Raw genomic sequence first — 26,450 nt, 5'->3', positions numbered from 1 at the left:
GAACGACGCAGGGCACCCGCGTACAACTGAGCCATGAACATCGTGACTGACGCGAAATCGCAGCTGACGCCCGAAGCCAGTTTGCTGGCGGCCCACCCGACCGCCAGCGGTATCCTCACCATCGACCTCGACGCCATCATCGCCAACTGGCGCAAGCTCGAGAAGACCGCGGTGCCGGCCGAATGCGCCGCCGTGGTCAAGGCCAACGCCTATGGCTGCGGCGCCGAGCAGGTTTCGCGGGCGCTGGCCAAGGCCGGCTGCAAGACCTTCTTCGTCGCCAGCGTCGAGGAGGCCGCCGCGGTGCGCGCGGCCGCTCCCGAGGCGACGGTGTATTCGCTCGGCGGTTTCTTCCAGAACACCGGCGACGCCTATGCCAGGATCGACTGCAAGCCGGTGATCGGCGATCTCAACGAGCTCGCCGAATGGGATGTGTTCTGCCGCCGCTCCGGCTGGTCCGGCGGCGCCGCCATCCATATCGACACCGGCATGAACCGGCTGGGCCTCACGGTCAGTGAGGCGCAGGGCATCATCCCGCGGATCAATGCCGGCGACCACGGCATCACGCTGGTGATGAGCCACCTCGCCTCCGCCGAATTGCTCAACAATCCCGCCAACGCCAAGCAGCTTGCGAGCTTCCGCGAGATCGCGAGCCTGTTCACCGGCGTGCCGGCCTCGCTGGCGAATTCTTCCGGCGTATTTCTTGGCGCGCAATTCCAATTCGAGATGGTGCGGCCGGGCTGCGCGCTCTACGGCGTCAATCCGACGCCGGAGGCCGACAACCCGATGCAGCAGGTGGTCGATCTCAAGGCGCGCATCGTGCAGATCCGCAACATCGACCGCGGCGAGACCGTCGGCTATGGCGGCACCTGGACCGCGCGCCGGCCGACCCGGCTTGCGATCGTCTCCGCCGGCTATGCCGACGGCTATTTCCGCGCCGCCAGCGCCAATGACGGCACCCGCGGCGCCGAGGTCGTGGTCGCCGGCAAGCGCTGCCCGATCGCCGGCCGCGTCTCGATGGACCTGATCGCGGTCGATGTCACCGACCTCGACAAGAATGCCGTGCGGCGCGGCCACATGGTGACGCTGATCGGCGAAGGCATCACGGTCGACGAGGTCGCGCATCATTTCGGCACCATCGGCTACGAGGTGCTGACCAGCCTCGGCCGCCGCTTCGTGCGCATCTACAAGGGCGGCGATGCCGTCGCCGCGAGAAGCGATACGGTCGCCGAAAGAAGCGACGCGGTCGCCGAGACGAGCGAGCCGGCTGCCACGCCCGCTGCGCCGCCAGTCTTGCCAACAGCAGCGCCCGCTGCGCCGCCGCCACTGCCGGCCGCCGAGCCAACGGCGACGTCCACCTGACATGACCAAGGTTCGCGATTGCCGGTGCGCATGAAGATCGCGACCTTCAACATCAACAACATCAACCGCCGCCTGCCCAACCTGTTGCGCTGGCTCAAGACCGCCAAGCCCGACATCGTCAGCCTGCAGGAACTGAAGGCAAGCGACGCCGAGTTTCCCGCGGCCGCGATCGAGCAGGCCGGCTACGGCGCGGTGTGGCAGGGACAGAAGACCTGGAACGGCGTCGCCATCCTCGCGCGCAAGGCCGAGCCGGTGCTGATCCGCACCGCCCTGCCCGGCGATGCCGGCGATCACGAAGCGCGCTACATCGAGGCCGCGGTGCGCGGCATCGTCGTCACCAGCCTCTATCTGCCGAACGGCAATCCGCAGCCCGGGCCGAAATTCGATTACAAGCTCGCCTGGTTCAAGCGGCTGCGCGCCCACGCCGCCAAGCTGCTCAAGCAGGACGTCCCGGTGGTGCTCGCCGGCGACTACAATGTCGCGCCGACGCCCCTCGACATCTATCCGACGCGCTCCTGGGACAAGGATGCGCTGATCCAGCCGAAGAGCCGCGCCGCCTTCAAGGCGCTGGTCGATCAGGGCTGGTGCGACGCGATCCGCACCCTGCATCCGGACGCACCGATGTTCACCTTCTGGGACTACAAGCGCCAGCGCTGGCGACGCGATGCAGGTCTCCGGCTCGATCATCTCCTGCTCAGCCCCGCAGTGGCGCCGCGGCTTGTGAAAGCCGGCGTCGACCGCGCCATCCGCGGCGAGGACGGCGCCAGCGATCACGCGCCGGCGTGGGTGGTGCTGAGGTGATGCACCGGCATCACGCCTCGTGACAATCAGCATGATGGTGGTCGCGACGCGGATCGGATGATGCCGCACACACCGCCGTCGTCCCGGCGAAAGCCGGGAACCATAACCACAGGATTGGCTTGGTAAGTAAAGCTGTGGCCCCAGCGTTGTGCAACAATCACCTTCGGTGGCTATGGGTCCCTGTGTCTTGGAAGTCTGTCAGGATGAGGGTGGGCGGGAAGCCGTTGGGTCCTTGGCGCTTGACGCCGTGAGCCGGCTCGGTCTCCCGCCCGTTCCATCTATCAACCTGAACAGTTGCACGAGGCTGCGCCAAACAGACCTCGCATCACAGGGACAGGCACCGTGATCATAGCTCTTCGTTACGTCGGAATCGACATCTCCAAAAACCACCTCGATATCTTTGATGAGGCTGACGGCGTGCCGAGGCGCATTGCCAACGCGACACAGGCCATCACACAGCAGGTGGCGCGTTGGCAATGCGATGCGCTGGTCGTCTTCGAGGCGACGGGTATCTATGACCTCGCGCTTCGCGAGGCGCTGCGTCAGGCCGGGATCCAGTTCGCACGGATCAACCCGGCCCGTGCCCGCGACTTTGCACGGGCTAGCGGCCTACTCGCCAAGACCGATCCGATCGATGCGCGGATGCTGGCGGCCTTTGCGCGGGCCATGCAGCCCGCCCCCGAGCAGGTCGCCGATCCTGCACGGGGCGCCTTGGCGAGGCTTGCAAAACGGCGGGATCAGCTGGTCCTCATGCGCGCCCAGGAGAAGAACCGGCGCAGCGAGGCCGACGATCGCGCCATGGCCGAACGCATTGGCCGCCTCATCGAGGTCCTCGACAGCGAGATCGCCGAGATCGAGGCCGACATCAGCGCATTGATTAAAGCCGAAGCGGAGATCGCGGACGATGCGAAGTTAATGCGTTCGCTGCCCGGCGTGGGTCCCGTGGCCTGCATGCAGCTCATCGCGCAGATGCCGGAACTCGGGCGGGTCGGACCGAAACAACTCGCAGCGCTCGCTGGCCTTGCTCCCTTCAACGTCGACAGCGGCACCTTCCGCGGCAAGCGCAAGATTGCGGGCGGCCGAAAGCGCGTTCGTGACGCCCTTTATATGGCGGCCCTCAACGCAGTTCGCAGAGCTGATCCGTTCAAGGCCTTCTATGCACGACTGCGACAGGCCGGAAAACCAGCCAAACTCGCCCTCATCGCCATCGCCAGGAAGCTGCTCACGGTCCTCAATGCCATGATGCGAGACCGAAAGCCGTACCTACAGACCAAACCAACATAACAGTTGCCGGCCTGCGCCGGGACGACATCGAGTTTGTTGCGCGAGCTGCGGGGGCTTGCGCGGTCAGGCAACTCAGAGGTATGGGGCGATCACACCTCACCGGAGCGCGCAGGTGGGCTTCCTGTTCGTCCTCATCGTCGGCCTGGTCGCCGGCACCATTTCCGGCATCGTCGGCACCGGCTCGTCGATCATGCTGATGCCGGTGCTGGTCTATCAGTACGGGCCGAAGCAGGCGGTGCCGATCATGGCCGTCGCCGCCGTGATGGCCAATCTGTCGCGCATCCTCGCCTGGTGGCGCGAGGTCGACTGGCGTGCATGCATCGCCTATTCGATCACGGGCATTCCGGCCGCCGCACTCGGCGCGCGCACCTTGCTCGCGCTGCCCTCGCATGCGGTCGATATCGCGATCGGCGTATTCCTGATCGCGATGGTGCCGGTGCGACACTGGCTGGCTCGGCACAGGCTGAAGGCCAATCTCTGGCATCTTGCAATCGGCGGCGCTCTCATCGGCTATCTCACCGGCATCGTGGCCTCGACCGGTCCGCTCAGCGTGCCGCTGTTCCTGTTCTACGGTCTCAGCAAGGGCGCGTTCCTCGCCACCGAAGCCGCAAGCTCGCTCGGGCTCTATGTCAGCAAGTCGGTGACGTTCGAGCGCTTCGGCGCACTGACGCCGGACATCGCACTGAAGGGCCTGATCGCCGGCGCCTCGCTGATGGCCGGCGCCTTCATCGCCAAGCGCTTCGTGCTGCAGCTGAAGCCGGAGTCATTCCGCCTGATCATGGACGGCATCATGCTGGCGGCGGGCACGGCGTTGCTGTGGTCTGCAATGACGCAGTAAAATTCCGACATCGACTGCGTGAGACCAGGCCTTGGGCAAACGGATTTCACCGTGACGAACACCAACATCCTCCCGATGACGACGTAATTCTACGGGGCTTTGCGCATCGGGTGGCGTGTACCCCGAAAGAGTTTTGTTGAGCGCTCACCTTCCGTTGTTATCCGGATTGCCACCATCCGGCCACTGCGTTTATGACAATCTCATTACTTGCACTTGATCGTTTGCGGAAAAGAACTTTGCTCCAGCAGGCATCACAGGGTTGATCGACGACCCGGATGCGAGTCCCGAGAGTTCAGGCGACACGAGTTCAGCGACACATGGCGTGCAGATCGGGCGCAGAGCCCGGCGCCTGATGTCGCCGATGTCGGCCTGACGAATTCGAGATCGCAAGTCGAAGCATTGGGAGTCGCGGGTTGTCAAAGCCCACGACAGGCGGGAAAGGCAGGCGCGCGATGCGCAAGATGATGATCACGACTGCAGCGATTGTGACGTTGGCGGTTGCCGGCTCGGCGTTCTGGCCGACGGCAAAGCCCGATGTCGCGCAGTTCGGCGACAGCGTTTACGAGACGATCTGGGTCTGGCGCATTCCGGCCTACGCCAACAATCCGTCCTGGCGGGTTCGCTGGAGCTGGAGCGATCCGTTGCGCGCGCAGGCGAGATGCTGCCGGGCTCTGCCGACGAGTTTGACGCCGCGCGAGAATCCGCCGCTGCTGCTGTCGAGGCGGGACCTCCACGTTTGACCGCGCGTGCAAGCGAGGGCGGTTCCCTTTGCGCGAAAGCGCATTTGATTCAAATTCTCGCTGTAGTTGAACTTACTTTTTATCCTTAACCAGAAACCTGATCTTTGATTTACATCTGCAAGATGCGGTTTACCCTGTCTCCGCAAGCACAGCGGATTCAGGGACAACAACAAGATGCGCCAGCCAAGCCTCACCCTGTGGTTGACCGTGTTTCTGGCGGCACAAGGTTTGAGCGTCGCGGCAGACGATACAAGACCGGGACAACCGGGTGCCGTTGCCGCCGCTGACCGCGTCGCATGTTCCCTGCAGCCGAAAAGCGAGGAACCGTCCGATCCGTCGTCGACCTCGGCAATTCCCCACGCCGAAAAATTCGTCGCGCGGGAACATTTCAAGGAGGACATCGCCTCGAGCGCGCCGGTCAGGATTTCCTGGTTGGGCGCGACCTTCGCGCAGCGCTTCACGAACAAGGTCGAGGACGATAGCGCCGGCGCATCGTTGCAGACCTTCATCCTCAGCGCAGCCTCGAGCGACAAGGAGATCCTCGCCAAACTGGGTCAGAGCCGCGAGAGCAGGCTGGCCGACGTCTGGTGCGCGTTGAGGCGACAGCCCAGCGGCAGCACCGGCCCGCTGGAAGTCAGCGCCAAGCCGAACGTGTTTTACGTCCGCGACAGCGCCGGTGAGCTTGGTGCGGTCGACGTGCTGTGGGGCGGCGTCGGATGGGAAATCGGCGCAAGCCCGGTCGGCGACAAGCCGCGCTGGCCGAGCGGAACGCGGGTGTTCTCGCGCTGAGCCGGCCCCGCCATCGGGCGCTCCGTCTTCGATGGATCGTGCGCGGCGGCCGAACCGTGTTATGCATCGTGCTCGATAGCGCGACTCACCTGCTCCATGGCCAAATCCACCCTCTCCTTCGTCTGCCAGAACTGCGGCGCGGCGTATAATCGCTGGCAGGGCAAGTGCGACTCCTGCGGCGAGTGGAACACGCTGGCCGAGGAAGACACCACAGGCTCGGTGCCGGTTTCGATCCGCAGCAAGCGCAAGGGGCGGACGTTTGCGCTGGAATCGCTGTCCGGCAAGACCCAGGACGCGCCGCGGCTGTCCTCCGGCATGGCCGAGCTCGACCGCGTCACCGGCGGCGGCTTCGTCCGCGGCTCGGTGCTTTTGGTCGGCGGCGATCCCGGCATCGGAAAATCCACGCTGCTGACCCAGGCGACCAGCATGATGGCGCGTGCCGGCCACCGCGCGGTCTACATCTCCGGCGAAGAGGCGGTCGCCCAGGTGCGGCTGCGCGCCGAACGGCTCGGGCTCGCGGACGCGCCGGTGCAGCTGGCTTCGGAAACCTCGGTCGAGGACATCGTCGCGACGCTGTCGGAAGGCGCGGTGCCGCGCCTGATCGTGATCGATTCGATCCAGACGATGTGGACCGACACGGTGGAATCCGCGCCCGGCACGGTGACCCAGGTCCGCGCCTCCGCGCAGGCCCTCATTCGCTTTGCCAAGAAGACCGGCGCCGCGATCATCCTGGTCGGCCATGTGACGAAGGACGGCCAGATCGCCGGCCCCCGCGTGGTCGAGCACATGGTCGATGCGGTGCTGTCGTTCGAGGGCGAAGGCTCGCAGCAGTTCCGCATCCTGCGCTCGGTGAAGAACCGTTTTGGCGCAACCGACGAGATCGGCGTGTTCGAGATGACCGGTCTCGGCCTGCGCGAGGTCACCAACCCCTCGGAATTGTTCCTCTCCGAGCGCGAGCTCGGCAGCCCCGGCACGGCGGTGTTCGCCGGCATCGAGGGCACCCGTCCGGTGCTGGTCGAATTGCAGGCGCTGGTGGCGCCGACTTCGCTCGGTACGCCGCGTCGCGCCGTGGTCGGCTGGGATCCGAGCCGGCTGTCGATGGTGCTCGCGGTGCTGGAAGCGCATTGCGGCGTCAAATTGTCCGGACATGACGTCTATCTCAATGTCGCCGGCGGCCTGCGCATCCAGGAGCCGGCGGCGGACCTTGCCGCGGCTGCCGCGCTGGTCTCCTCGCTGGTGAATGCGCCGCTGCCGACGGACGCGGTCTATTTCGGCGAGATTTCGCTATCGGGCGCGATCCGCCCGGTGGCGCAGACCCCGGCCCGGCTCAAGGAGGCCCTCAAGCTCGGCTTCGCCCGCGCCATCCTGCCCGAATCGGCCCGCGGCGAGAGCGGCGGCGATTCAGGGCTCACCCTCAACAGCGTCAGCAATCTCACCACGCTGGTCGCCGAAATTGCGGCACGCGGAACGCCAAGAGGCGACCGGGGAACACCGCGAGGCGACCGGCGCGACCCGGGCGGCTCCGGAGGCCCTGATGCGGCTGAGAAAAATGCCACACCGGCCCGATTCCGTCGCGAGACCAGCTAAAGCGGGCGTGACGTATCAGCCCCCCGCCGCTATACATCCGCCGCGCGGGACAGGTGGCGCTCTGGCCTTGCCGGATGCCCCCAATGCGCCTCAGTTAGGACGGCACCGACTTTGCCGATTCGCGAGAGCCCTTAGCAGCGTAAGCCCTTAACAACGTAAGCCCTTAACAGCGTACCGAAACGTACCCAGCGGACCTGACAAGCCGATGCCCATAACGATACTTGATCTCGTCCTGCTCGGCGTGATGCTGATTTCGGGCCTGCTCGCGATGGTGCGCGGCTTCATGCGCGAGATCCTGTCGATCGCGGCCTGGGGCGCCGCGGCGTTGGTCACGCTGTATGCGTTCTCGAAGCTTCTGCCGACCGCCAAGACCTACTTCAATAACGACACGGTCGCGGCCGTGGTCGTGGTGGCCGGCGTCTTCATCGGCACGCTGATCGTGGTCTCGATCGTCACGGTGCGGATCTCGGACATGATCCTGGATTCCCGGATCGGCGCACTCGACCGCACCCTCGGCTTCCTGTTCGGGCTCGCCCGCGGCCTTTTGATCGTGGTCGTGGCGTTCATGTTCTTCACCTGGCTGGTTCCGGACAAGCAGCGGCCCGATTGGGTGACCGGGGCGAAGTCCCGGGTGGTGCTGCAGGGAACCGGGGATTGGCTGATGTCGCTCTTGCCTGACGACCCCGAGAACACCATCTTAAAGAAGTTCAAGAAGAATAAGCCAGACGACGATTCTGCGGCCGATACCAATGATCAGGCGACGCCGGCGTCGGGTGATGGCTATAGCAAACCTGCGCGTGACAGCTTGAAGAAGCTGATCGAGAAACCCGCGGGCCGATAAACTATTTGGGCCCTTACGAGAGGCGATGAACGAGATGCAGACCCCTTCGGATCATACCGACCAAATGGATCTCGACCTCGGCCCGATCGAACTGCAAGACCCTCTCAGATATCACCCGGATCTCGATGGCGACACGCTCCGCGAGGAATGCGGCGTGTTCGGCATCTTCGGCCATCCCGAGGCCGCCGCGATCACCGCACTCGGCCTGCACGCCCTGCAACACCGCGGCCAGGAAGCCGCCGGCATCGTCTCGTTCGACGGCAGCCGCTTCCACAGTGAACGCCGCCTCGGCCTGGTCGGCGACGCCTTCTCCCGCCGCGAGGTGATCGAGCGCCTGCCCGGCAACGCCGCGGTCGGCCATGTCCGCTACTCCACCACTGGCGGCACCATCCTGCGCAACGTGCAACCGCTGTTCGCCGAGCTCAGCGCCGGCGGCTTTGCGGTCGGCCACAATGGCAACCTCACCAATGGCCTGACCCTGCGCCGCGAGCTGGTCAAGGGCGGCGCCATGATGCAGTCGACCACCGACACCGAGGTGATCCTGCATCTCGTGGCGCAGTCCAAGCGCACCCGCTTCATCGACCGCTTCATCGAGGCGCTGCGCACCATCGAGGGCGCCTATGCGCTGGTTGCGCTGACCAACAAGAAGCTGGTCGGCGCGCGCGACCCGCTCGGCATCCGCCCGCTGGTGCTCGGCGATCTCGACGGCCGTCCGATCCTGACCTCGGAGACCTGCGCGCTCGACATGATCGGCGCGAAATACGTCCGCGACATCGAGCCCGGCGAGATCATCGTGTTCGACGAGACCGGCGCGCACAGCCACAAGCCGTTCCCGCCGAAGCCGGCCCGGCCCTGCATCTTCGAATACATCTATTTCGCGCGGCCGGACTCGATCGTCGGCGGCCGCTCGGTCTACGACGTGCGCAAGGCGTTCGGCGCGCAGCTCGCGCGCGAGAGCCATCCCGAGGTCGACGTCGTGGTGCCGGTGCCGGATTCCGGCGTGCCCGCCGCGGTTGGCTACAGCCAGTATTCCGGCGTGCCGTTCGAGCTCGGCATCATCCGCAACCACTATGTCGGCCGCACCTTCATCCAGCCGACCCAGAGCGTGCGCGAGCTCGGCGTGCGCATGAAGCATTCGGCCAACCGCGCCGCGATCGAGGGCAAGCGCATCATCCTGATCGACGACTCGCTTGTGCGCGGCACCACCTCGAAGAAGATCGTGCGCATGATGCGCGACGCCGGCGCCCGCGAGGTGCATTTCCGCCTCGCCTCGCCGCCGATCCTCTATCCCGACTATTACGGCATCGACCTGCCGGACCGCGGCGGCCTGCTCGCCGCGACCCATTCGCTCGAGGAGATGCGCGACATCATCGGTGCCGACTCGCTCGCCTTCCTGTCGATCGACGGCATGTACCGCGCGATGGGCCATGAGGGGCGCGACCCGGCAAATCCGAGATTCGCCGACCATTGCTTCACCGGCGCCTATCCGACCCACCTGACCGACCAGAGCGAAACCGAGGCGCCGCCGCGCCAGCTCTCGCTGCTGGCCGAGGCGAGCTGAGGCCCATCCACGGTGTCGTCCCTGCCTAGGGCGCGATTGCGCTCCGGAGCAGGGACCCATAACCACCGGCCTATCTGGCTGGGCAGCGTTAGCCACGAGCACTGTCTTCCATTATCGCCGTTACGGCGTATGGGTCCCTGCTTTCGCAGGGACGACGATTTGTTAGAGTCCCTTCCATGACAAAGCCCCTCGCCTCCCGTATCGCCCTCGTGACCGGCGCCTCGCGCGGCATCGGCTATGCGACATCGCTCGCGCTGGCCAAAGCCGGCGCGCATGTCGTGGCGGTGGCGCGCACGCAAGGCGGGCTGGAAGAGCTCGACGACGAGATCCGCAAGGCCGGCGGCAGCGCCACCCTGGTGCCGCTCTCGCTCACCGACTACGACGGCATCGCGCGGCTCGGGCTCGCGCTGCATGAGCGCCACGGCAAGCTCGATATCCTGGTCGGCAATGCCGGCACCGCAGGTCCCTCCTCGCCGCTCGGCCATATCGAGCTGAAGCCGTGGAACGACGTGTTCGCGATCAACGTCAACGCCAATTTCCAGCTGATCCGCTGCGTGGACCCGCTGCTGCGCCAGTCCGACGCCGGCCGTGCGGTGTTCGTGACGTCGGGTGTGGCCCACAAGGCCAACGCCTATCTCGGCCCCTATGCGGCCTCGAAGGCCGCGCTGGAGGCACTGGTGCGCTCCTGGGCCAACGAGACCGCCAACACGGCGCTGCGCGTCAACCTGTTCAGCCCCGGCCCGATCCGCACCCGGATGCGCGCGCAGGTGTTTCCCGGCGAAGACCCGATGACGCTGGATACGCCCGACATGGCCGCCGAATTCATCGTGCCGATGTGTTCGCCCGCGTGGACCGAGACCGGCAAGCTCTACGACTACAAGGCACGCACGCTGCGGACCTTCCAGCCGCCGGTGTGAGGCAGCCACGCATTCGATGTCATCCCCGCGAATGCGGGGATCCAGTATTCCAGAGACGATAGCGTTTGAATCGAGACGCCGCGGCGTACTGGATCGCCCGGTCCAGCCGGGCGATGACACCTTTTATGACGCGTCGGCTTGCCTTTCCCTTGCGATTGACTCCTTCTCCTCCCCACGATTGACTGCGCTTCCCAGCGGAACCACCGCCAAGAAAAATCTCGGGAGGCAACCAATGACGCCGACCTTCAATCGCGCGCGCTCCATTCTGTCCGGATTGTTTCTCTCCGCCTGCATCGCATCATCGGCCCTTCTCGCTCTGCACGCGCCCGCCAGGGCCGGCGATGTCCCGACCTTCGCGGTCGATGCGTCCTGGCCAAAGCCGCTGCCGAACAACTGGATCCTCGGCCAGGTCGGCGGCATCACGGTGGATTGGCAGGGCCATATCTGGATGATCCACCGGCCGCGCTCGCTGACCGACGACGAGAAGGGTGCGAGCCTCACCCCTCCGCGCTCGAAATGCTGCATCTCGGCGCCGCCGGTGCTTGAATTCGATGCTGACGGCAATCTGCTGCGATCCTGGGGCGGTCCGGGTGACGGCTATGAGTGGGTTGGCCGCGAGCACGGCATCGAGGTCGACGAGCGTGGCTCCGTCTGGATCGGCGGCAACGCCGACAATGACAATGCGATCCTCAAGTTCACCCTCGACGGCAAATTCGTCTCGCAGATCGGCTCGATCGCACCGAGCAAGGGCAGTAACGATACCACCCAGCTCGGCAAGCCCGCCGAGACCGCGATCGACAAGGAGGCCAACGAGATCTACGTCGCCGACGGTTACGGCAACCGGCGCGTCATCGTGTTCGATGCCACCACCGGCGCCTACAAGCGGCACTGGGGCGCCTATGGCAACAAGCCCGATGACGCCAAGCAGCCGCCCTACGATCCGAAGGCGCAGGTCGCGCAACAGTTCGGCAATCCCGTGCACTGCGTGAAGATCGCCAATGACGGACTGGTCTATGTCTGCGACCGCATCAACAACCGCATCCAGGTGTTCAGAAAGGACGGCAGCTTCGTGAAGGAGTTCTTCTTCGAGAAGAGCACGCTCGGCAACGGCGCGGTGTGGGACATCGCGCTGTGGCCCGATCCCAAGCAGACCTACCTGCTCTCCGCCGACGGCGAGAACAACGAGATCCGCATCATCAGGCGTGACGACGGCGCGGTGGTCGGCAGCTTCGGCCGCAACGGCCGCAACGCCGGGCAATTCCACTGGGTGCACGCGCTCGCGGTCGACGCCAAGGGCAACGTCTATACCGCCGAGGTCGACACCGGAAAGCGGATCCAGAAATTCAAGCTGACCTCCGACGCGCTCAAGTAGGGATTTCACCGGATGACGCTTCGACGCAGGCCCACCCGGCTTTAGGCGGATTGCCGCCTCCCCCGGGAAAGGGTAAGCGGGAACTTGTGCGACCGGCAAAAAGGCTCCGCAAGAGGGCTGCCCGGACTTTAGACAGTGGAGGGAATTTCATGACAACGACGTTTGCGCGGCGCTGCGCCGCGCTTCTTGCTTGCGCTGCACTCGGCTTCTCAACCTCTGCGTTCGCGCAGGACAAGACCGTCAAGATCGGCGTGCTGAACGATATGTCGAGCCTCTATGCCGACATCGGCGGCCCGAACTCGGTGGTCGCGATCAAGATGGCCGTCGAGGATTCCGGCCTGCTCAAGAAGGGCTGGAAGATCGACGTCCTGAGCGGCGACCACCAGAACAAGCCCGACGTCGGCGTCAACCTCGCCCGGCAATGGGTCGACAACGAGAAGGTCGACGCGATCGCCGACACGCCGAACTCCGGCGTGGCGCTTGCGGTCAACAATCTCGTCAAGGAGAAGAACATCGTCCTGCTGAATTCGGGCGCGGCGACCGCCGACCTCACCGGCAAGGCCTGCACGCCGAACACGATTTCATATACCTACGACACCTACATGCTGGCCAACGGCACCGGCAAGGCACTGACGAAGGCCGGCGGCGACACCTGGTTCTTCCTGACCGCCGACTATGCATTCGGCCATGCGCTTGAGCGCGACACCACCGCGGTCGTCAACGGCAATGGCGGCAAGGTGCTCGGAAGTGTCAAGCATCCGATCAACACCGCCGATTTCTCGTCGTTCCTGCTGCAGGCCCAATCGTCCAAGGCCAAGGTGGTCGGCCTCGCCAATGCCGGCGGCGACACCACCAACGCGATCAAGCAGGCGGCCGAATTCGGCATCGTTTCCGGCGGCCAAAAACTCGCGGCGCTGCTGCTGTTCATCAACGACGTGCATTCGCTCGGATTGAAGACCGCGCAAGGCCTGACGTTCACGGAATCCTTCTACTGGGACATGAACGACCAGACCCGCGCCTGGTCGAAGCGGTTCTCCGCTTTGGCCAACAAGAACGCGATGCCGTCGATGACCCAGGCCGGTAACTACGCGATGGTGCTGCACTATCTCAAGGCGATGGAAGCGCTCGGCGGCAATCCGCATGACGGCGCCAAGGTCGTCGCCAAGATGAAGGAATTGCCGACCGACGATCCGCTGTTCGGCAAGGGCCCGCTGCGCGCCGACGGCCGGCGCCTGATTCCGGCCTATCTGTTCGAGGTGAAGAAGCCCGAAGAGTCCAAATACCCCTGGGACTATTACAAGCTGATCGCCACGATCGCGCCGGAAGACGCCGCGAAGCCGCTTGAGGCCAGCGACTGTCCGCTGGTGAAGAAGTAAACGAAGTCCGTAGGGTGGGTTGGCGAAGCGCAACCCACCCTGCACTCATCACTTCGCGGCGGACTTCCGCGCCGGCGGCGGCAGCGATGCCCATTCCCTGTCGGCGCGCGGGCCGCCGACATCGCCGGTCAGGCCGACGAGCTGGCCCGGCTGCACGTCGAGCGTCTGCGTCCAGGTCTGGGTCTGGCACAGCAGCTTGAGCAGGCATCCCTTGAGCTTCAGCCGGTCGGACCTGTCGCGCCACAGCGAGACCGCGTAGGACTTGCCGTCCTCGGCGTTGTAGATGTCGCCGTCGAACTTGCCCTCCGGCGTCAGCTTCAATCCGAGGATCAGCTGATGGCCGAGCAGCGCACGCGTCCGCTTGTCGGGGTCGGGATTGAAGCTGTCGCGGAACGGCTGGCTGTGTGAATCGAGCGGATCCTTCATCCACACGATGAAGCCGCAGATGCGGTCATGCACAGGGCCGCAGCGCTCGAGGCGGATGCGTGCGCGGCCGTCTTCGGTCAGCCAGGTGCCGCTGGGATCGGCAGGCGCCATCGTCTCGGCGCGGCCGGTCGAGCTCATCAGCAAGGCAGCGACGAGGCTGCGCAGAAACATGCGAACCAGAAAGTTCATGGTAAAGGGACCTTTCAGTGTCGGGATGGTTTGCGGACGCGGGAGGCGCGCCTCACTTCAATTGCGCCATGAACGCATCGGCACCCTTGTCGATGCCGGCGGTGGCCGCTGCGAGATCGCCGACGCTGGCCTTGATGTCGTAGGCGTTGGGATATTGCTTGCTGACATAGGCGCCGAGCAGGCGCGAGGTCGAGCTGTCGAACATCTCGACGGCATAGATGACGGAGCCCGTCATCGTGCCCTCGCCGTCGCGCGCGGCCTGCACGCCGTTGTAGACCGCGCCTGCCAGATCGAAACGCGACAGTGTGCCGAGCACCGGCGTGTTGGCGACCGCGCCGGTCAGCGTCAGCCGCAGGCGGAACGTGTTCGGACCGCGCGTGTTCACCAGCGTGAAGCGGCCGCGCAGCTTGTCGGCGAAGCGGGTCTGCATGTAGGCGGCGAGCGTCTGCTTGTCCTTCTCGGACGTGTCGCCGAACTGATGATCCGCGCCGCGATAGATCACGACCGGATCGATCATCACCTTGTTGTAGCTCCGCCAGTCGACCGGCGGCGCATAGCGATACGGCACACGCCCCGAAGAATCGGACGTGTCCGGCGTCATGTAGGCCGACGATGCCACATCCGAATAGGCCACCGGCGTGACGGCGGCACATCCTCCGGCGAGGACGCAAAGCGCCATCGCTCCCAGACCGCGCGCGGCGATCGAGCTCTCCATTCCAATCTCCTCATCCGATCCTAAAGCGGAAGAGCAGCTCGGCCGCAGCCGCGTCCGGGGCTGAAAGTACGGCTGCGGCCGTCACTGCCGATCTGGCTCGCCGTCGCGGCGCCGCCAGATCTTGCCTCAGTGCGACGAACTATAAAACCGACCAGTTGGTTTGTAAAGTTGCAATTGCAGGAGCCGCGTTAGAAAAATGCGGCGGTCGAAATGTCGTGCTAGCTGGCGAGGCCGCTTCGCGAATGGCGGTCTCGCGTTGTCACAAACCCGAGATATCTCGTGTGATACGGCAGAAATCGCCGGGGGATTTCAGGGGCCCGGTGCCGATCCAACGCCGCCAAGCGATCCATATTCCGCTTGGGCGGCGTTGCGTTTTCGAAAGCGCCGGAAATTCAGCCGCGCTTGCGCGCGGATGCCGGCTTTGTGGCCGGTGCGCCGGCAGGCCGCGGCGATGCCGCGCGTGCCGCCGTCGCCCTGGACGGCTTTGTTGCCTCGGTCGCCCCCTGCTCCATCGCGGTCCATTTGCTGTCGTCGAGCAATCGCTCGAACAGGCGATCGCGCTCGGCCTCGGTCAGCGACAACATGCCGAACAACGAGCTCAGCAGCAGCCCCCGCGCCGCCGCCCAGCGCAGCAGCGCGAGATCGGGATCCCTCGCCTCGGCCTTCATCAGCGCGACCTTCTTGATATCGACATCGCGCGGCATCGCCATCAATTCGGGATTCTCGTTCATCGCCGCCAGCAGTGCGAACGCCCCTGCCCGGGGCGTTGAGATCGCCTCCCGCAGCGTCGCGATCTGCGCCGACAGTTCGGGCTGGTCCGTGGTCCCGCGTACCTTTTCGATGTAGCGGTTCGAGAATTCCTCGAAATGCGCCATCTGCTGCTCGAGCAAGGCGCGCAGCACCGCTTCCTTGGTGCGGAACTGATGCATCACGCCGCCTTTGCTGAGACCGCTCTCGCGCGCAATCGCGTCCAGCGTCAGGCGCCCCGGACCATCGCGCGTCACGATGGTGATCGCGGCGTCAAGTGCGGCGTTGCGGGAGCGTTCCGAGCGGGAAGGATTATCCATGGTGTACTCAGGAAGGAGTCGCTTGAGATCACAGTATCTCAGCGGCCTCGGTCAATCTCAAGCGCCGCATCTGATCTGCGAGGCAGCGCGAACGACGCCCGCGAAATGGCGGTGCCGGCCTCGAAAGACGCATCAATTTCAGGAATCGGTCATCGAGCCATCCGATCGCTCACGCGCACAAGCGAACCTTCTGCAGCAGGCCATGAAGGAAACCGTGGGCCATTCGGCCGACGACCCTTTCCCCACGACCGCGCGCGCGGGCCACGGACTGCGCGTCGGCATAACTCGCCGCGACGATCGTCCCGTGCCTGCCGCCATCGAGTTTCAGGTCGGTCAGGTAGACAAGGCCGCGCGACGTCAACAGCGCCGCCTGCGCGTCGCTGAAGCGGGTCAATTCATCGCAGATATCAACGGCCTCGTCGGTCACCATGCTGCTCCTGGCAGAGCGCCCCGGAGCGAGGCGCGCGTCTTCAACCGGTATCAGTTTTATACAAACCAACCGGATGGTTTGTAAACAGGCAAAATGACGCAATCCGAAAGATGCGGCCGGACGCAACAGCGTGTCGGATCGGCGCCCCCGCATTCGTCCTCGAAGCATCAGCCAACACTCGGAGCACGCGAGCGATGACACAGCAGAAACAGACGGCGGAAACCGAAATCAGGGCGCTCATCGACGCCTGGACGGACGCCGTCCGCCGACGCGACTATCAAGGCATCTTCGCCCGTCACGATCAGGACATCGTGATGTTCGACGTTCCGCCGCCGTTGCAGTCACGCGGATTGGACGCGTACAGCAAGACGTGGGATCTGTTCTTCAGGTATCACCGCCCCTCCTACGCCTTCGATATCGAGGAGATCGCGATCACGGCCGGCGATGACGTCGCCTTCGCGTTCGCGGTGATGCGGTGCGGCCCACCTGATGCCACGTTCCAGTTCAGGCTGACGATCGGATTGCGCAAGGTCGACGACGAGTGGCGCGTCATCCACGAACACCATTCGGCGCCGGCGACGGAATAGAACGTCTCGCGGTGGATCCGTCGGCGCCTTTGCCCGCCCTAGGCTTTCTTCGCCGCCGTCGCGCGCCAGGCGATGGCGAGCGCGAGCAGCAGCAGCGCGCCGGCCAGGTAGAACGGCGCGCCGGGCATTTTGACCGGCACGTTGTCGCCGATGAAATACGCAAACGTCAGCGTGAACAGGAACGGGCCGATCAATTCCGACATGCTCTGCACGCTCGATGTCGCGCCCTGCAGCTGGCCCTGCTGGTCGGCGGCAACGAGCTGCGTCGTCAGCGCCTGCGTCGCAGCGCCCGAGAGGCCCCACAGCGCCATCACGGGAATGCCGATCCAGAACAGCTGGCCGGTCGGCGCGGCGCCGAAGATCACGAAGCCCAAGGCGCCGCAGACGAGGCCGAGGAACAGCGCGTTGCGCTCGCCGAGGCGCTGCACGATCGGGCCGATCGCCGCGCCCTGCACGATCATGCCGCAGAGGCCGACCAGCGCCAGCGTCGCGCCGACGGTGCCGGTGTCCCAGCCATAGCGATAGGTGGCGTAGAGCACGAACACCGAGGGCAGCACGACATGCGCGAGCTGGCCGAAGAACGTCGCCAGCGACAGGCCGGCGAGCGTCCGGTTCGAGCGCAGGAAATGCAGCGCGCCGATCGGATTGGCGCTCTTCCATTTGAACGGCGCGCGCCGCTCCACGGGCAGCGATTCCGGCAGGATGAACAGGCCATAGAGCCCGTTGACGAAGCTCAAACCCGCCGCTGCCCAGAACGGCAGCCGCGGATCGATCTCGCCGAGCAGGCCGCCCAGCGCCGGTCCGAGAATGAAGCCGGCGCCGAAGGCGACGCCGATCTTGCCGAACATCGCGGCGCGCTGCTCCGGCGCGGTGACGTCGGCGATATAGGCGAACACGGTCGAGATGCTCGACGAGGTGATGCCCGAGATCGCCCGCCCGATGAACAGCCAGATCAGGTTCGGCGCCAGCGCCATCAGCACATAGTCGGCGGCGAGACCGAAATTCGACAGCAGCACCACCGGCCGGCGGCCGAAGCGATCGGACAGCGCGCCGAGGATCGGCGAGCAGACGAACTGCATCAAGGCCCAGATCGAGCCGAACACGCCGAAGATGCGAGCCGCGTTTGCGGTGTCGTTGTCGACGAAGCCCTCGATCAGCTTCGGCAGGATCGGGATGATGATCCCGAGCGCGAGCATGTCGAGCAGCAGGGTGATGAAGATGAAGATCACCGCGCCGCTGCGCGGTTGCGCTACAGCAACCGTGTCACTCCCCGCCTCTTCGCTCACGACGGCCGTTTGCGCTTGTGGGCGAACGGATTGGCCTTCTCGCGCAGCGTGATCCGGATCGGCGTGCCCGGCAAATCGAAGGTCTCGCGCAGCGAGTTGATGAGGTAACGCAGATAGGATCGCGGGATCGCGTCGGCGCGCGAGCAGAACAGCACGAAGCTCGGCGGGCGCGCCTTCACCTGCGTGATGTAGTTCAGCTTCAGCCTGCGGCCCGAGACCGCCGGCGGCGGGTTGGCCTGGATCGCCTGCTCGAACCAGCGATTGAGCGCCGAGGTCGGCAAGCGCCGATTCCAGACCGCATAGGCCTCCTGGATCGCCGTCATCAGGCGGTCGATGCCCTCACCCATCAGGCCGGAGACGGCGACGATCGGTGCGCCCTTGACCTGCGGCAGCCAGTGGTCGGCATCGGTGCGCAGTTGCGAGATCTGGTTGGGCTTGCGCTCGACGAGATCCCATTTGTTGACCGCGAGCACGATGGCGCGCCCTTCGCGCTCGATCAGGTCGGCGATGCGCAGGTCCTGCTCCTCGAACTTGTTCTGCGCGTCCATCATCATCACGACGACTTCGGCAAAGCGCACCGCGCGCAACGCGTCGGCGACCGAGAGCTTTTCCAGTTTCTCCTCGATCCGCGAGCGGCGGCGGAGGCCGGCGGTGTCGAACACCCGGAACTGGCGGCCTTGCCAGGTGATCTCGACCGCGATGGAATCGCGCGTGGTGCCGGCCTCGGGGCTGGTCAGCAGCCGCTCCTCGCCGAGCAGATGGTTGATCAGCGTCGACTTGCCGGCATTGGGACGACCGACAATGGCGACGCGGATCGGGCGCTGCGCGGCCTCCTCCTCCGAGATGTCCTCGTCATCCTCGAGCTCGTCGTCGTCCTCCGGTGTCTCCGGCACCAGCGCGCTCAGCGCCTCGTGGAGGTCGCCCATGCCCTCACCATGCTCGGCCGAGATCTGGACGGGATCGCCGAGCCCGAGCGCGTAGGATTCCATCGCGCCGATCTCGCCATGCTTGCCCTCGGCCTTGTTGGCGACCAGCACCACCGGCTTGTTGGCCTTTCGCGCGAAGTCGGCGAAGGCGCGGTCGGTCGGCGTCAAGCCGACGCGGGCGTCGATCACGAACATCAGGGCGTCGGCGAGCTCGATCGCGGTTTCGGTCTGCTCCTGCATCCGCGCCGTCAGTGAGCCCTTGGCGCCTTCGTCGAGGCCCGCGGTGTCGATGATGGTGAAGTCGAGGTCGTAGAGCCTGGCCTGGCCCTCGCGGCGGTCACGCGTCACGCCGGGCTCGTCGTCGACCAGCGCGAGCTTCTGGCCGACCAGCCGGTTGAACAGCGTCGACTTTCCGACATTGGGCCGGCCGATAATGGCGATGGTAAAAGACATGGATTATCCCGGCGCCGCGTCGCGGCGCGCGTCAATGAATTGAAGCAGGAGCCTAGCGGCTAAATCCGCCGCTCGGTAGCGGTGCGGGGAAGGCGCCGCCGGATTGTTGCGTGGTCTGGGTCTGCTGGGCCGGCGCCGCGGGCTGCGCCTGCTGATCGTCGGCGGGTGGCGCGGTGGTGCGGCGGCGGACGATCTTCTTCGGCTTCGGCTCCGGCGGCAGCGCGGCGGGCGCGCCCTCCTCGGCTGCGGCATCGGGCGCAGCCGCCTGATCTGCGGCTGGCGCTGCCCTGCCCTTGGCGTGCTTCTTGGCGCCCTTCGGCGGCTCCGGCGGCGGGGCCGGCTGGGCGGCAGCGGCTGCCGCGGCGTTCTGCTGATCGAGCTGTTCCTGCGGCGAGCCCTTGTACATTTCCTTCGGCACGCCCTGCTCGAGGCCGGGCACGCCCTCGGGGAAGACCGGCTTGCGGTCGCCCTGCAGCTTCTTCTTGGTATCGAGGAAGTCGAGCAGGTCGCTCGGATCGAAATTGGACATGCCGCCACCGCCGCAACCCGCCAGCACGCTGCAAAGCGCTGTCAGAACTGCGGCTGCGATCAGGCGTTGCGAGCGGCGCATGGTCGATCTCTCACTCAAACTCGGGTTTTGTCTGGGCATGATCTCCGCGCAAACGCTTCGCGTTTGTCGCGAGGGAAAACCGGTTCCCACTTTTGCAGATCATGCCTCCTCAGCTCTTGGCGACCGGCGGCAACAGTGCCTGCAGCGCCTCGGCGCGCGAGCGCATGCTCGGCGGCGTCTCGCCGTCATTGGCAATCTGGTCGAGCCACTTCCGCGCGGCGGTGGCATCGTTGGCGCGCCAGGCCGACAGCGCCAGCAGCTCGCGCGCGGAATGGCGGAACGTCGAGTCCTTCGCCGTTGCCGTCGCCTCGAGCCGTTGCAGCATGTTCGGATAGGTGGTGGTCTCCATCAGGATTTGCGCGGCGCGGATCCGCGCCAGGTCCTGCTCGGGACCGCCGACGCTGCGGTCGGCTGCGATCTCGTCATAGAGCTTCGCGGCGGCCGGCTGATCGCGGGTCGCGACCTCGGCGGCCATGCGCAGCCGCGCCAGATTGCGGTAACCCGACGGCGCCTTGGTGATGAGGGCGGCAAAGGCGGCCTCCGCCTCGGCATGCTTGTTCTGATCGGACAGTTCGACGGCGCGGTCGAACGCCGCGCCGGCCTCGGCGGCCTTCCTGGCCTCGAGATACTGGTAGCCGCGCCAGCCACCGACGCCCGCAACGATCAGGATCGCCAGGGCGATGATAAAGAGCGAGTACTTGTCCCACAGCTTCTTGAGCTGATCGCGACGGACTTCCTCGTCGACTTCGTTAAATAATTCAGACACTTAAGGCTATCCCATCCCCTCGGGACCGCTGCCATCGGTGGGGCCCAGCCCCTACCCGATCCCCACATCGCGGCGGCGTTACCCTAATGGTGTGGCGGAGGCAAGGCAAAGCGAGGCGGATCAAAGCGTTAACGGGGGACGTTTGCAGCTACGCGACGGGACTGCATAGGCTCCCTCTCCCGCTTGCGAGGGCTTTGCGCAATCGGGCGTGCGCGGGTGCAGGCCAGTGTCAGGCATTTTTTTGCGTGGCTTCTGGGGGCGCGCGGGAGTGGACAGCTTCGTTTGGGCGGCCGATTGACGGCATTGCGGAGCGGCGGTCACAGCGCAACACCCGTTGGACGCAGCATTGCCCATCGTTTGAGGTTCATGGCGAGGCAGAGAAGATGCAGATGGGTCTGATTGCGTGCCAAGCCCAGATAGCGAGCGCGCGCCCAGCCATAGACGCCCTTGAGGCGCGCGAAGACCTGCTCGACCGGGGCGCGGCGCCGTCCCACGGCGTCGTTGAAGCGCTTCTGACGCGCGGTCAGGGGATGATGCTTGTTGGGCCGGAACATCAGCCGCGGCTTGATGCCCCGGGCCGCGAGGAGGGCGCGGCGCTCGTGCTTGTCATAGGCCTGGTCGGCGTAGACCGCCTTCTCGTCGCCGCAGATCAACTCGTCGGCCGGCACCGTGTCGTTGACCGCGGCGTCGGTCAGCTTGCTGCGACGGATGATCGCCGAGCCCTGGTCGACGCCGACATGCGCCTTGTAGCCGAAGTACCGCTTGCCACCCTTCTTGGTCCATCGCGCATCCGCATCCCGCTCGCTGTTGACCAGCTTGCTCGGCGCACGCCCGTCCGGGCCGAGCGGCAGCGGGTCTTTCGGCGGCTTCGGCGGCTTCACCGCCGCCGGGATCAGGCTCGCATCGATCAATGTGCCCCGGCGCAGCACCAGCCCGCGCGCGTCGATCTGGCGCAGGATCTCGCCGAACAGCCTCTCCTCCAGATCGGCCTGCTGCAAAGCTTCGCGGAAGCGCCAGATCGTCGTGTGGTCGGGCGTCTCGTCACCGAGCACAAAGCCGCAGAATTCGCGGAACGAGGCCCGATCATCGAGCGCCTCCTCCAGCTCCGGATCAGACAACCCATACCATTGCTGCAACAGCAACGCCTTGAACATCACCAGCCGTGGATAGGGCGGCGCTCCACGCTCCGGTTCAGCAAGGCTGCGCAGCACGCACTCCACAGCCGCCCAATCGACCAGCTCGCAAATCCGCCTCAGCACCGAACTCCCTTTCCCCCGCCGCGACACCAGCGCATCTGCGAAGCTCGCTTGACCAACCTGCCGATACGCCATCCCCGCCTCCCCCTTCAGATCGGTCTTAGAGAATCGCAGATTCCCCTTTGCGCAAAGCCCTCGCTTGCGGGGGAGGGTTGGGGTGGGGGTGTCTCCGCGAGTCGGAGCAGAGATAGAGTCCCATTGGCGCGAGAGCCCCCACCCGCCGCGCTGCGCGCGCCGACCTCCCCCGCAAGCGGGAAAGGTGCACCGAGTTGGCGGAGGGCACGTTGGCGTCGCACTACGGCGCCCCCGCCGACAGGCTCTCCCTGATCTGGCGCTTGATCACCTTGCCGTTGGCGTTGCGAGGCAGCGGCTCTGATGTCAGCGCCATGGTCTCCGGCACCTTGTAGTCCGAGAGCCGCTCGGCGCACCAGGCGCGCAGGCTCTCCGCATTCACGTCCGTGCGGGTCACGATCACGGCGTGCACGCGCTCGCCGAGCACCGGGCACGGTTTGGCGATGATCGCGCTCTCGACCACGGCCGGATGGCCGGCCAGGACCGACTCGACCTCGGCGGAATAGATCTTCAGGCCGCCGCGGTTGATCATGTCCTTCTGGCGGTCGAACACGCGGACGAAGTTCTTCGTATCGATCGAACCGAGATCGCCGGAATGCCAGAAGCCGGCCGTAAAGCTCTCCGCGGTCGCCTTCGGATTGTTCCAGTAGCCCTTGATGACCGAGGCGCTGCGGATCCAGAGCTCGCCGATCTCGCCGCGCGGCAGTTCGCGGCCGTCGGCGCCCATCGCGATGATCTCGGCACCGGGGCAAGGCAGGCCGACGCTGTCGATATGGGCGGCGGTCAGTTCGCCCGGCATCAGCGTCGAGGGCGACGTGGTCTCGGTCGCGCCGTAGCAATTCGCAAGCTTCAGCCCGGGAATCTTGGCGTCGAGTTTTTCGATGGTCGCGACCGGCATCGGCGCGCCGCCGAAGCCGCCGATCCGCCAGCTCGACAGATCGTAGCTGTCGAAATCCGGCTGCATCAGGCAGAGATTGTACATCGCCGGCACCATCACCGTGTAGGTGACGCGCTCGCGCGCCGCGACCTTCAGATATTCCGAGGCCTTGAACTCCGGCATAATGATCAGCGCGCCGGCGCAGCGTGCCATCGTGGTGATGTTGGCGACCGCGCCGGTGACATGCGCGAGCGGGACCGCCGCGATCGAGCGATCAGCCCTGGTCAGCTTCAGGCACGAGGCGAACACCATCGAGGAGTGGATGATGTTGCAATGGGCGAGCATGGCGCCCTTCGGCCGGCCCGTGGTGCCCGAGGTGTAGAGGATCATCGCGGTGTCCTCTTCCCTCACCTGTGCCGGCGCCTGGGGCGGAGCGTTATCGGCGAGGCCGGCGAATTGCGATGCGCCGTCGTCGCTGACGGAAACGCGATGCTTGAGGCCGGGAATGTCGGCCGCACCGGGGATGCGGTCGGCAAGCGTGGCTTCATGGACCAGAAGCGTTGCGCCGCAATCGTTCAGCACATAGGCGATCTCGGGCTTCTGCTGGCGCGTCGAGAGCAACACCGTGACCAGCCCGGCATGCGCAGCGGCGAACATCGTCAGCACGAATTCGATGCGGTTGCCGAGCAGGATCGCGACGCGGTCGCCGGGCGCAAGGCCGAGTTTGGCAAAGCCCGCCGCGACCTTGGCCGATTTCTCCGCGACCTCGCGCCAGCTCAGGCGCGTCGCGCCGCAGACCAGCGCCTCGCCGTCGCCGTTCTGCGCAACGGCGTCCGCGATCATCGCCCACAGGCTGCCGGGCCGCTCCGGGAAAGCCGGCACGACGCGGTCACCGAAGCGCGGCTCGAGCCGCATCGGCGGAATTGCGTGCTGCGACCAGTCCATGTCTGCCCCGTCAGCTCTTCTTCATGCCGTAGACGTGCTCCGGCCCAGGGAAGGCGCGGCTCTTCACGTCGCGCGCATAGCCCGCGATCGCCTCCTCGATCATCGGACCGAGATTGCCGTAGCGGCGCACGAATTTCGGCGCCCGCGGCGACAAGCCGAGCATGTCCTCCAGCACCAGCACCTGGCCGTCGCAGGCCGCGCTGGCGCCGATGCCGATGGTGGGCACGGCGATCGACTGCGTGATCTTGCGCGCCAGCGGCTCGGCGACCGCCTCGACCACGATCGAGAACGCGCCCGCCTCCGCGATCGCCTTGGCGTCGTTCTCGATCGGCGCCCAGTTCTCCTCCTCGCGGCCCTGCGCGCGGAACGAGCCGAGCGTGTTGATCGACTGCGGCGTCAGACCAATATGCCCCATCACCGGAATGCCGCGGTCGGACAGGAACGCCACCGTCTCCGCCATCCGCGCGCCGCCCTCGAGCTTGACCGCGCCGCACAGCGTTTCCTTCATGATCCGCACCGCGGATTGAAACGCCTGCTCCTTCGAACCCTCATAGGAGCCGAACGGCATATCCACCACGACGAGCGCGGCTTGCGAGCCGCGCATCACCGCGCGGCCCTGCAGGATCATCATGTCGAGGGTCACCGGCACGGTGGTCTCAAACCCGTGCATGACGTTGCCGAGGGAATCGCCGACCAGGATGGCGTCGCAATGACGGTCGACCAGCGCCGCGGTGTGCGCATGATAGGACGTCAGCATCACGATCGGCTCGCCGTTCTTGCGGGCGCGCAGATCGGGCGCGGTCTTGCGCTTGATGGCGGATTGAACAGACATAGTCAGGCTCCCATGACAGGCACGCCGATCACGACCGGGTGGAACGCAAACGCCAGCGCCAGATAGACGATGACACCGACCGCGATCGCGATCAGGTCGTTGGTTGGGCCGCCCACCGGAATCGGCGGCGCGCCGGCATCCGCACGGCGCTTCAGCGAGATGCGGTCATAGACCGCCCAGCCGAGAAACGAGCCGAACAGGATGATCGAGCCGAGGTCGCCATTGGCGAGCAGATGCGCGAACGCCCACAGCTTCACGCCGGCGAGCATCGGATGCTTCAGCGTGGTGTAGATGCGGCCGCGGACATAGGAGGCGACGACGAGGATGACGGCGGGCAGCATCAGCGCCACGGCGATGTGCTTGAACGCTGTCGGCGGCGTCCAGACGTCGATCCATCCGGTCGCGCGATAATGCGCAAAGCCCCAGATGATCAGCACGAGCCCGGCCGCGGAGGCGAGCGAATAGGCGATCTTGTAGACGCCCTCGCCCATCGCCTTGATCAGGCCGGCGCGCATCTCGCGCAGGCTCGTCAGCACATGGACGCCGAGGAACAGCACGAGACCCAGGATCATGACGAGCAGTCCCACGATGTTCCTCCCCTGATCAATCAATGCCTTCGCGTATCACCTTCGGGCCGCGAAAAGCAATGCGCTGCACTCTACACCGTCATTCCGGGGCGCGCTGAAAGCGCGAACCCGGAATCTCGAGGTAATCGGGCGCGCAAGCCAACCTCCAGATTCCGGGTTCGATGCTTCGCATCGCCCCGGAATGACGGTGCCATCAAGGCTTGTCGGCCGATTTGGCCAGCTCGCGGTTGTCGACATAGCGGATCATGATCGGCCGGCCGGCCAGCGCCCCGCCCAATCCGCCGGTGAATTTCAGCGGCAGGCAGGCATCCAGCGAGGCATTGATCGCGTTGAGGTAGGTGGTGCGGGTGTCGGCCGGGGTGCCCCGCGTCGAAAATGTCAGGCGCGGCGTGCCGATCATCTCGCCGGTCCGCTTGAAGCTGAAGCGCACCGACATCTGCATGCCCTCGCGCGCGTCGTCCGGTGGTGGCGGCGCCCAACAGGCGCGCAGCGCGGCGAAGAGATCGCCGATGGTATCGAGATCATGATCCGGCTTGCGGTACTTCTCGGCCTGATCCTGCGGCGGCACCGTGAGGATCGTGAGCTGGAGATTTTCGCCGTACGGATAATCGATCTCGGGCAGGCACGGCCCGTGGTTGAACACGCTGCAATAGGATGGGATGCAGGGTCCGCTGTCGAGCACGCTGCAGGGTGTGTGCGCGAACGGCACCGGGTTGGTCTGATGCCGCTGCCGCGCAGAGGCCGAGCCCGCGAGGGCAAAGGCCAGCACGGCAAAAGCGAGGCAGATGGCGACGCGTCGGAGCATGCAGATGGACCCGGATTGCGCTTCCGGGGAAAGTGGTGCCGCAGCCGGAGCGCATCAAGCGGGGGCCGGTTCACGTCCTCGCGCTTTTCGCGCCACAACCTCGCTGTCATCGCCCGGCTCGACCGGGCGATCCAGTATTCCAGAGACGGCAGCGGG

The 26,450-nt window shown here is 65.7% G+C and carries 26 protein-coding genes; 13 read left to right on the top strand and 13 right to left on the bottom strand.

Annotation, left to right across the window (positions count from 1 at the left end; genetic code table 11):
- Positions 1 to 33 precede the first annotated feature (33 nt).
- The 12 genes from alr to ACVWYP_RS22750 all read left to right on the top strand — a co-directional run bounded on the left by alr (position 34) and on the right by ACVWYP_RS22750 (position 13,465).
- Entirely contained in the window at positions 34 to 1,359 is a 1,326-nt protein-coding gene (alr, locus tag ACVWYP_RS22805; RefSeq protein WP_304499951.1) for an alanine racemase, read from the top strand.
- A 30-nt stretch (positions 1,360 to 1,389) separates the two neighbouring features.
- Positions 1,390 to 2,160, top strand: coding sequence for an exodeoxyribonuclease III (locus ACVWYP_RS22800; protein WP_304499950.1), 771 nt, complete (start codon positions 1,390 to 1,392; stop codon positions 2,158 to 2,160).
- A 342-nt stretch (positions 2,161 to 2,502) separates the two neighbouring features.
- Positions 2,503 to 3,444 carry an IS110 family transposase gene (locus ACVWYP_RS22795; RefSeq protein ID WP_369525585.1) on the top strand — a complete coding sequence of 314 codons (942 nt, stop codon included), beginning with the start codon at positions 2,503 to 2,505 and terminating at the stop codon, positions 3,442 to 3,444.
- A gap of 112 nt (positions 3,445 to 3,556) precedes the next feature.
- Positions 3,557 to 4,282 (top strand): sulfite exporter TauE/SafE family protein, encoded by a 726-nt coding sequence (locus ACVWYP_RS22790; RefSeq protein WP_028335150.1) that lies wholly within the window; start codon positions 3,557 to 3,559, stop codon positions 4,280 to 4,282.
- 452 nt (positions 4,283 to 4,734) lie between these two features.
- The gene (locus ACVWYP_RS22785) at positions 4,735 to 5,022 is read left to right on the top strand and encodes a hypothetical protein (protein WP_225159092.1); all 288 of its coding nucleotides are present in this window, start codon (positions 4,735 to 4,737) and stop codon (positions 5,020 to 5,022) included.
- A 174-nt stretch (positions 5,023 to 5,196) separates the two neighbouring features.
- A complete protein-coding gene (locus tag ACVWYP_RS22780; protein WP_304499948.1) occupies positions 5,197 to 5,811 on the top strand; it encodes a hypothetical protein in 615 nt (204 codons plus the stop codon).
- A gap of 96 nt (positions 5,812 to 5,907) precedes the next feature.
- Positions 5,908 to 7,398, top strand: coding sequence for a DNA repair protein RadA (gene radA / locus ACVWYP_RS22775; protein ID WP_304499947.1), 1,491 nt, complete (start codon positions 5,908 to 5,910; stop codon positions 7,396 to 7,398).
- Between the two features lie 205 nt (positions 7,399 to 7,603).
- Positions 7,604 to 8,239 carry a CvpA family protein gene (locus ACVWYP_RS22770; RefSeq protein ID WP_026192677.1) on the top strand — a complete coding sequence of 212 codons (636 nt, stop codon included), beginning with the start codon at positions 7,604 to 7,606 and terminating at the stop codon, positions 8,237 to 8,239.
- A 34-nt stretch (positions 8,240 to 8,273) separates the two neighbouring features.
- Positions 8,274 to 9,800: an amidophosphoribosyltransferase gene (gene purF / locus ACVWYP_RS22765; RefSeq protein ID WP_028344783.1), complete on the top strand. Its 1,527-nt coding sequence runs from the start codon at positions 8,274 to 8,276 to the stop codon at positions 9,798 to 9,800.
- A gap of 176 nt (positions 9,801 to 9,976) precedes the next feature.
- Positions 9,977 to 10,717 (top strand): SDR family NAD(P)-dependent oxidoreductase, encoded by a 741-nt coding sequence (locus tag ACVWYP_RS22760; protein WP_304499946.1) that lies wholly within the window; start codon positions 9,977 to 9,979, stop codon positions 10,715 to 10,717.
- A 232-nt stretch (positions 10,718 to 10,949) separates the two neighbouring features.
- Positions 10,950 to 12,089, top strand: coding sequence for an NHL repeat-containing protein (locus ACVWYP_RS22755; RefSeq protein ID WP_304499945.1), 1,140 nt, complete (start codon positions 10,950 to 10,952; stop codon positions 12,087 to 12,089).
- Positions 12,090 to 12,238: 149 nt separating this feature from the next.
- On the top strand, positions 12,239 to 13,465 hold the full coding sequence (locus tag ACVWYP_RS22750) for an ABC transporter substrate-binding protein (RefSeq protein ID WP_028344780.1): 1,227 nt from the start codon (positions 12,239 to 12,241) through the stop codon (positions 13,463 to 13,465).
- A gap of 48 nt (positions 13,466 to 13,513) precedes the next feature.
- On the opposite strand, the gene ACVWYP_RS22745 is transcribed toward ACVWYP_RS22750, so the two are convergent.
- The 4 genes from ACVWYP_RS22745 to ACVWYP_RS22730 form a co-directional block, all read right to left on the bottom strand.
- Positions 13,514 to 14,080, bottom strand: a complete 567-nt coding sequence (locus ACVWYP_RS22745) for a DUF2147 domain-containing protein (RefSeq protein ID WP_304499944.1) — start codon at positions 14,078 to 14,080, stop codon at positions 13,514 to 13,516.
- Positions 14,081 to 14,132: 52 nt separating this feature from the next.
- Complete coding sequence (locus tag ACVWYP_RS22740) at positions 14,133 to 14,795, bottom strand: DUF3313 domain-containing protein (protein ID WP_453946041.1); 663 nt, start codon at positions 14,793 to 14,795, stop codon at positions 14,133 to 14,135.
- Positions 14,796 to 15,187: 392 nt separating this feature from the next.
- Positions 15,188 to 15,862, bottom strand: coding sequence for a TetR/AcrR family transcriptional regulator (locus ACVWYP_RS22735; protein ID WP_304499943.1), 675 nt, complete (start codon positions 15,860 to 15,862; stop codon positions 15,188 to 15,190).
- Between the two features lie 169 nt (positions 15,863 to 16,031).
- Positions 16,032 to 16,292 carry a hypothetical protein gene (locus ACVWYP_RS22730; protein WP_028344776.1) on the bottom strand — a complete coding sequence of 87 codons (261 nt, stop codon included), beginning with the start codon at positions 16,290 to 16,292 and terminating at the stop codon, positions 16,032 to 16,034.
- 194 nt (positions 16,293 to 16,486) lie between these two features.
- Here ACVWYP_RS22730 and ACVWYP_RS22725 point away from each other — a divergent pair, with 194 nt between their 5' ends.
- The gene (locus tag ACVWYP_RS22725) at positions 16,487 to 16,879 is read left to right on the top strand and encodes a nuclear transport factor 2 family protein (protein ID WP_304499942.1); all 393 of its coding nucleotides are present in this window, start codon (positions 16,487 to 16,489) and stop codon (positions 16,877 to 16,879) included.
- Positions 16,880 to 16,917: 38 nt separating this feature from the next.
- Here ACVWYP_RS22725 and ACVWYP_RS22720 read toward each other — a convergent pair whose 3' ends face one another.
- From ACVWYP_RS22720 to ACVWYP_RS22680, 9 genes are all read right to left on the bottom strand, one after another.
- The gene (locus tag ACVWYP_RS22720) at positions 16,918 to 18,165 is read right to left on the bottom strand and encodes an MFS transporter (RefSeq protein ID WP_304499941.1); all 1,248 of its coding nucleotides are present in this window, start codon (positions 18,163 to 18,165) and stop codon (positions 16,918 to 16,920) included.
- Entirely contained in the window at positions 18,162 to 19,544 is a 1,383-nt protein-coding gene (gene der / locus ACVWYP_RS22715) for a ribosome biogenesis GTPase Der (RefSeq protein ID WP_304499940.1), read from the bottom strand. Before der ends, ACVWYP_RS22720 begins: the two co-directional genes overlap by 4 nt.
- A gap of 52 nt (positions 19,545 to 19,596) precedes the next feature.
- Complete coding sequence (locus ACVWYP_RS22710; RefSeq protein WP_304499939.1) at positions 19,597 to 20,154, bottom strand: hypothetical protein; 558 nt, start codon at positions 20,152 to 20,154, stop codon at positions 19,597 to 19,599.
- 109 nt (positions 20,155 to 20,263) lie between these two features.
- Positions 20,264 to 20,920: a tetratricopeptide repeat protein gene (locus ACVWYP_RS22705; RefSeq protein WP_304499938.1), complete on the bottom strand. Its 657-nt coding sequence runs from the start codon at positions 20,918 to 20,920 to the stop codon at positions 20,264 to 20,266.
- Between the two features lie 317 nt (positions 20,921 to 21,237).
- On the bottom strand, positions 21,238 to 22,251 hold the full coding sequence (locus ACVWYP_RS22700; RefSeq protein WP_259244704.1) for an IS5 family transposase: 1,014 nt from the start codon (positions 22,249 to 22,251) through the stop codon (positions 21,238 to 21,240).
- Between the two features lie 220 nt (positions 22,252 to 22,471).
- Positions 22,472 to 24,070, bottom strand: a complete 1,599-nt coding sequence (locus ACVWYP_RS22695) for a class I adenylate-forming enzyme family protein (protein WP_304499937.1) — start codon at positions 24,068 to 24,070, stop codon at positions 22,472 to 22,474.
- 10 nt (positions 24,071 to 24,080) lie between these two features.
- Positions 24,081 to 24,902, bottom strand: a complete 822-nt coding sequence (panB, locus tag ACVWYP_RS22690) for a 3-methyl-2-oxobutanoate hydroxymethyltransferase (RefSeq protein ID WP_304499936.1) — start codon at positions 24,900 to 24,902, stop codon at positions 24,081 to 24,083.
- A gap of 2 nt (positions 24,903 to 24,904) precedes the next feature.
- Positions 24,905 to 25,489 carry an NnrU family protein gene (locus ACVWYP_RS22685; protein WP_028344769.1) on the bottom strand — a complete coding sequence of 195 codons (585 nt, stop codon included), beginning with the start codon at positions 25,487 to 25,489 and terminating at the stop codon, positions 24,905 to 24,907.
- A gap of 193 nt (positions 25,490 to 25,682) precedes the next feature.
- Complete coding sequence (locus ACVWYP_RS22680; RefSeq protein WP_304499935.1) at positions 25,683 to 26,294, bottom strand: hypothetical protein; 612 nt, start codon at positions 26,292 to 26,294, stop codon at positions 25,683 to 25,685.
- Between the last annotated feature and the right edge of the window lie 156 nt (positions 26,295 to 26,450).

The organism is Bradyrhizobium sp. USDA 3262 (assembly GCF_054060035.1).
Note: the sequence above shows the minus strand (reverse complement) of the source record. Positions and strands in the feature narration are given on the sequence as shown.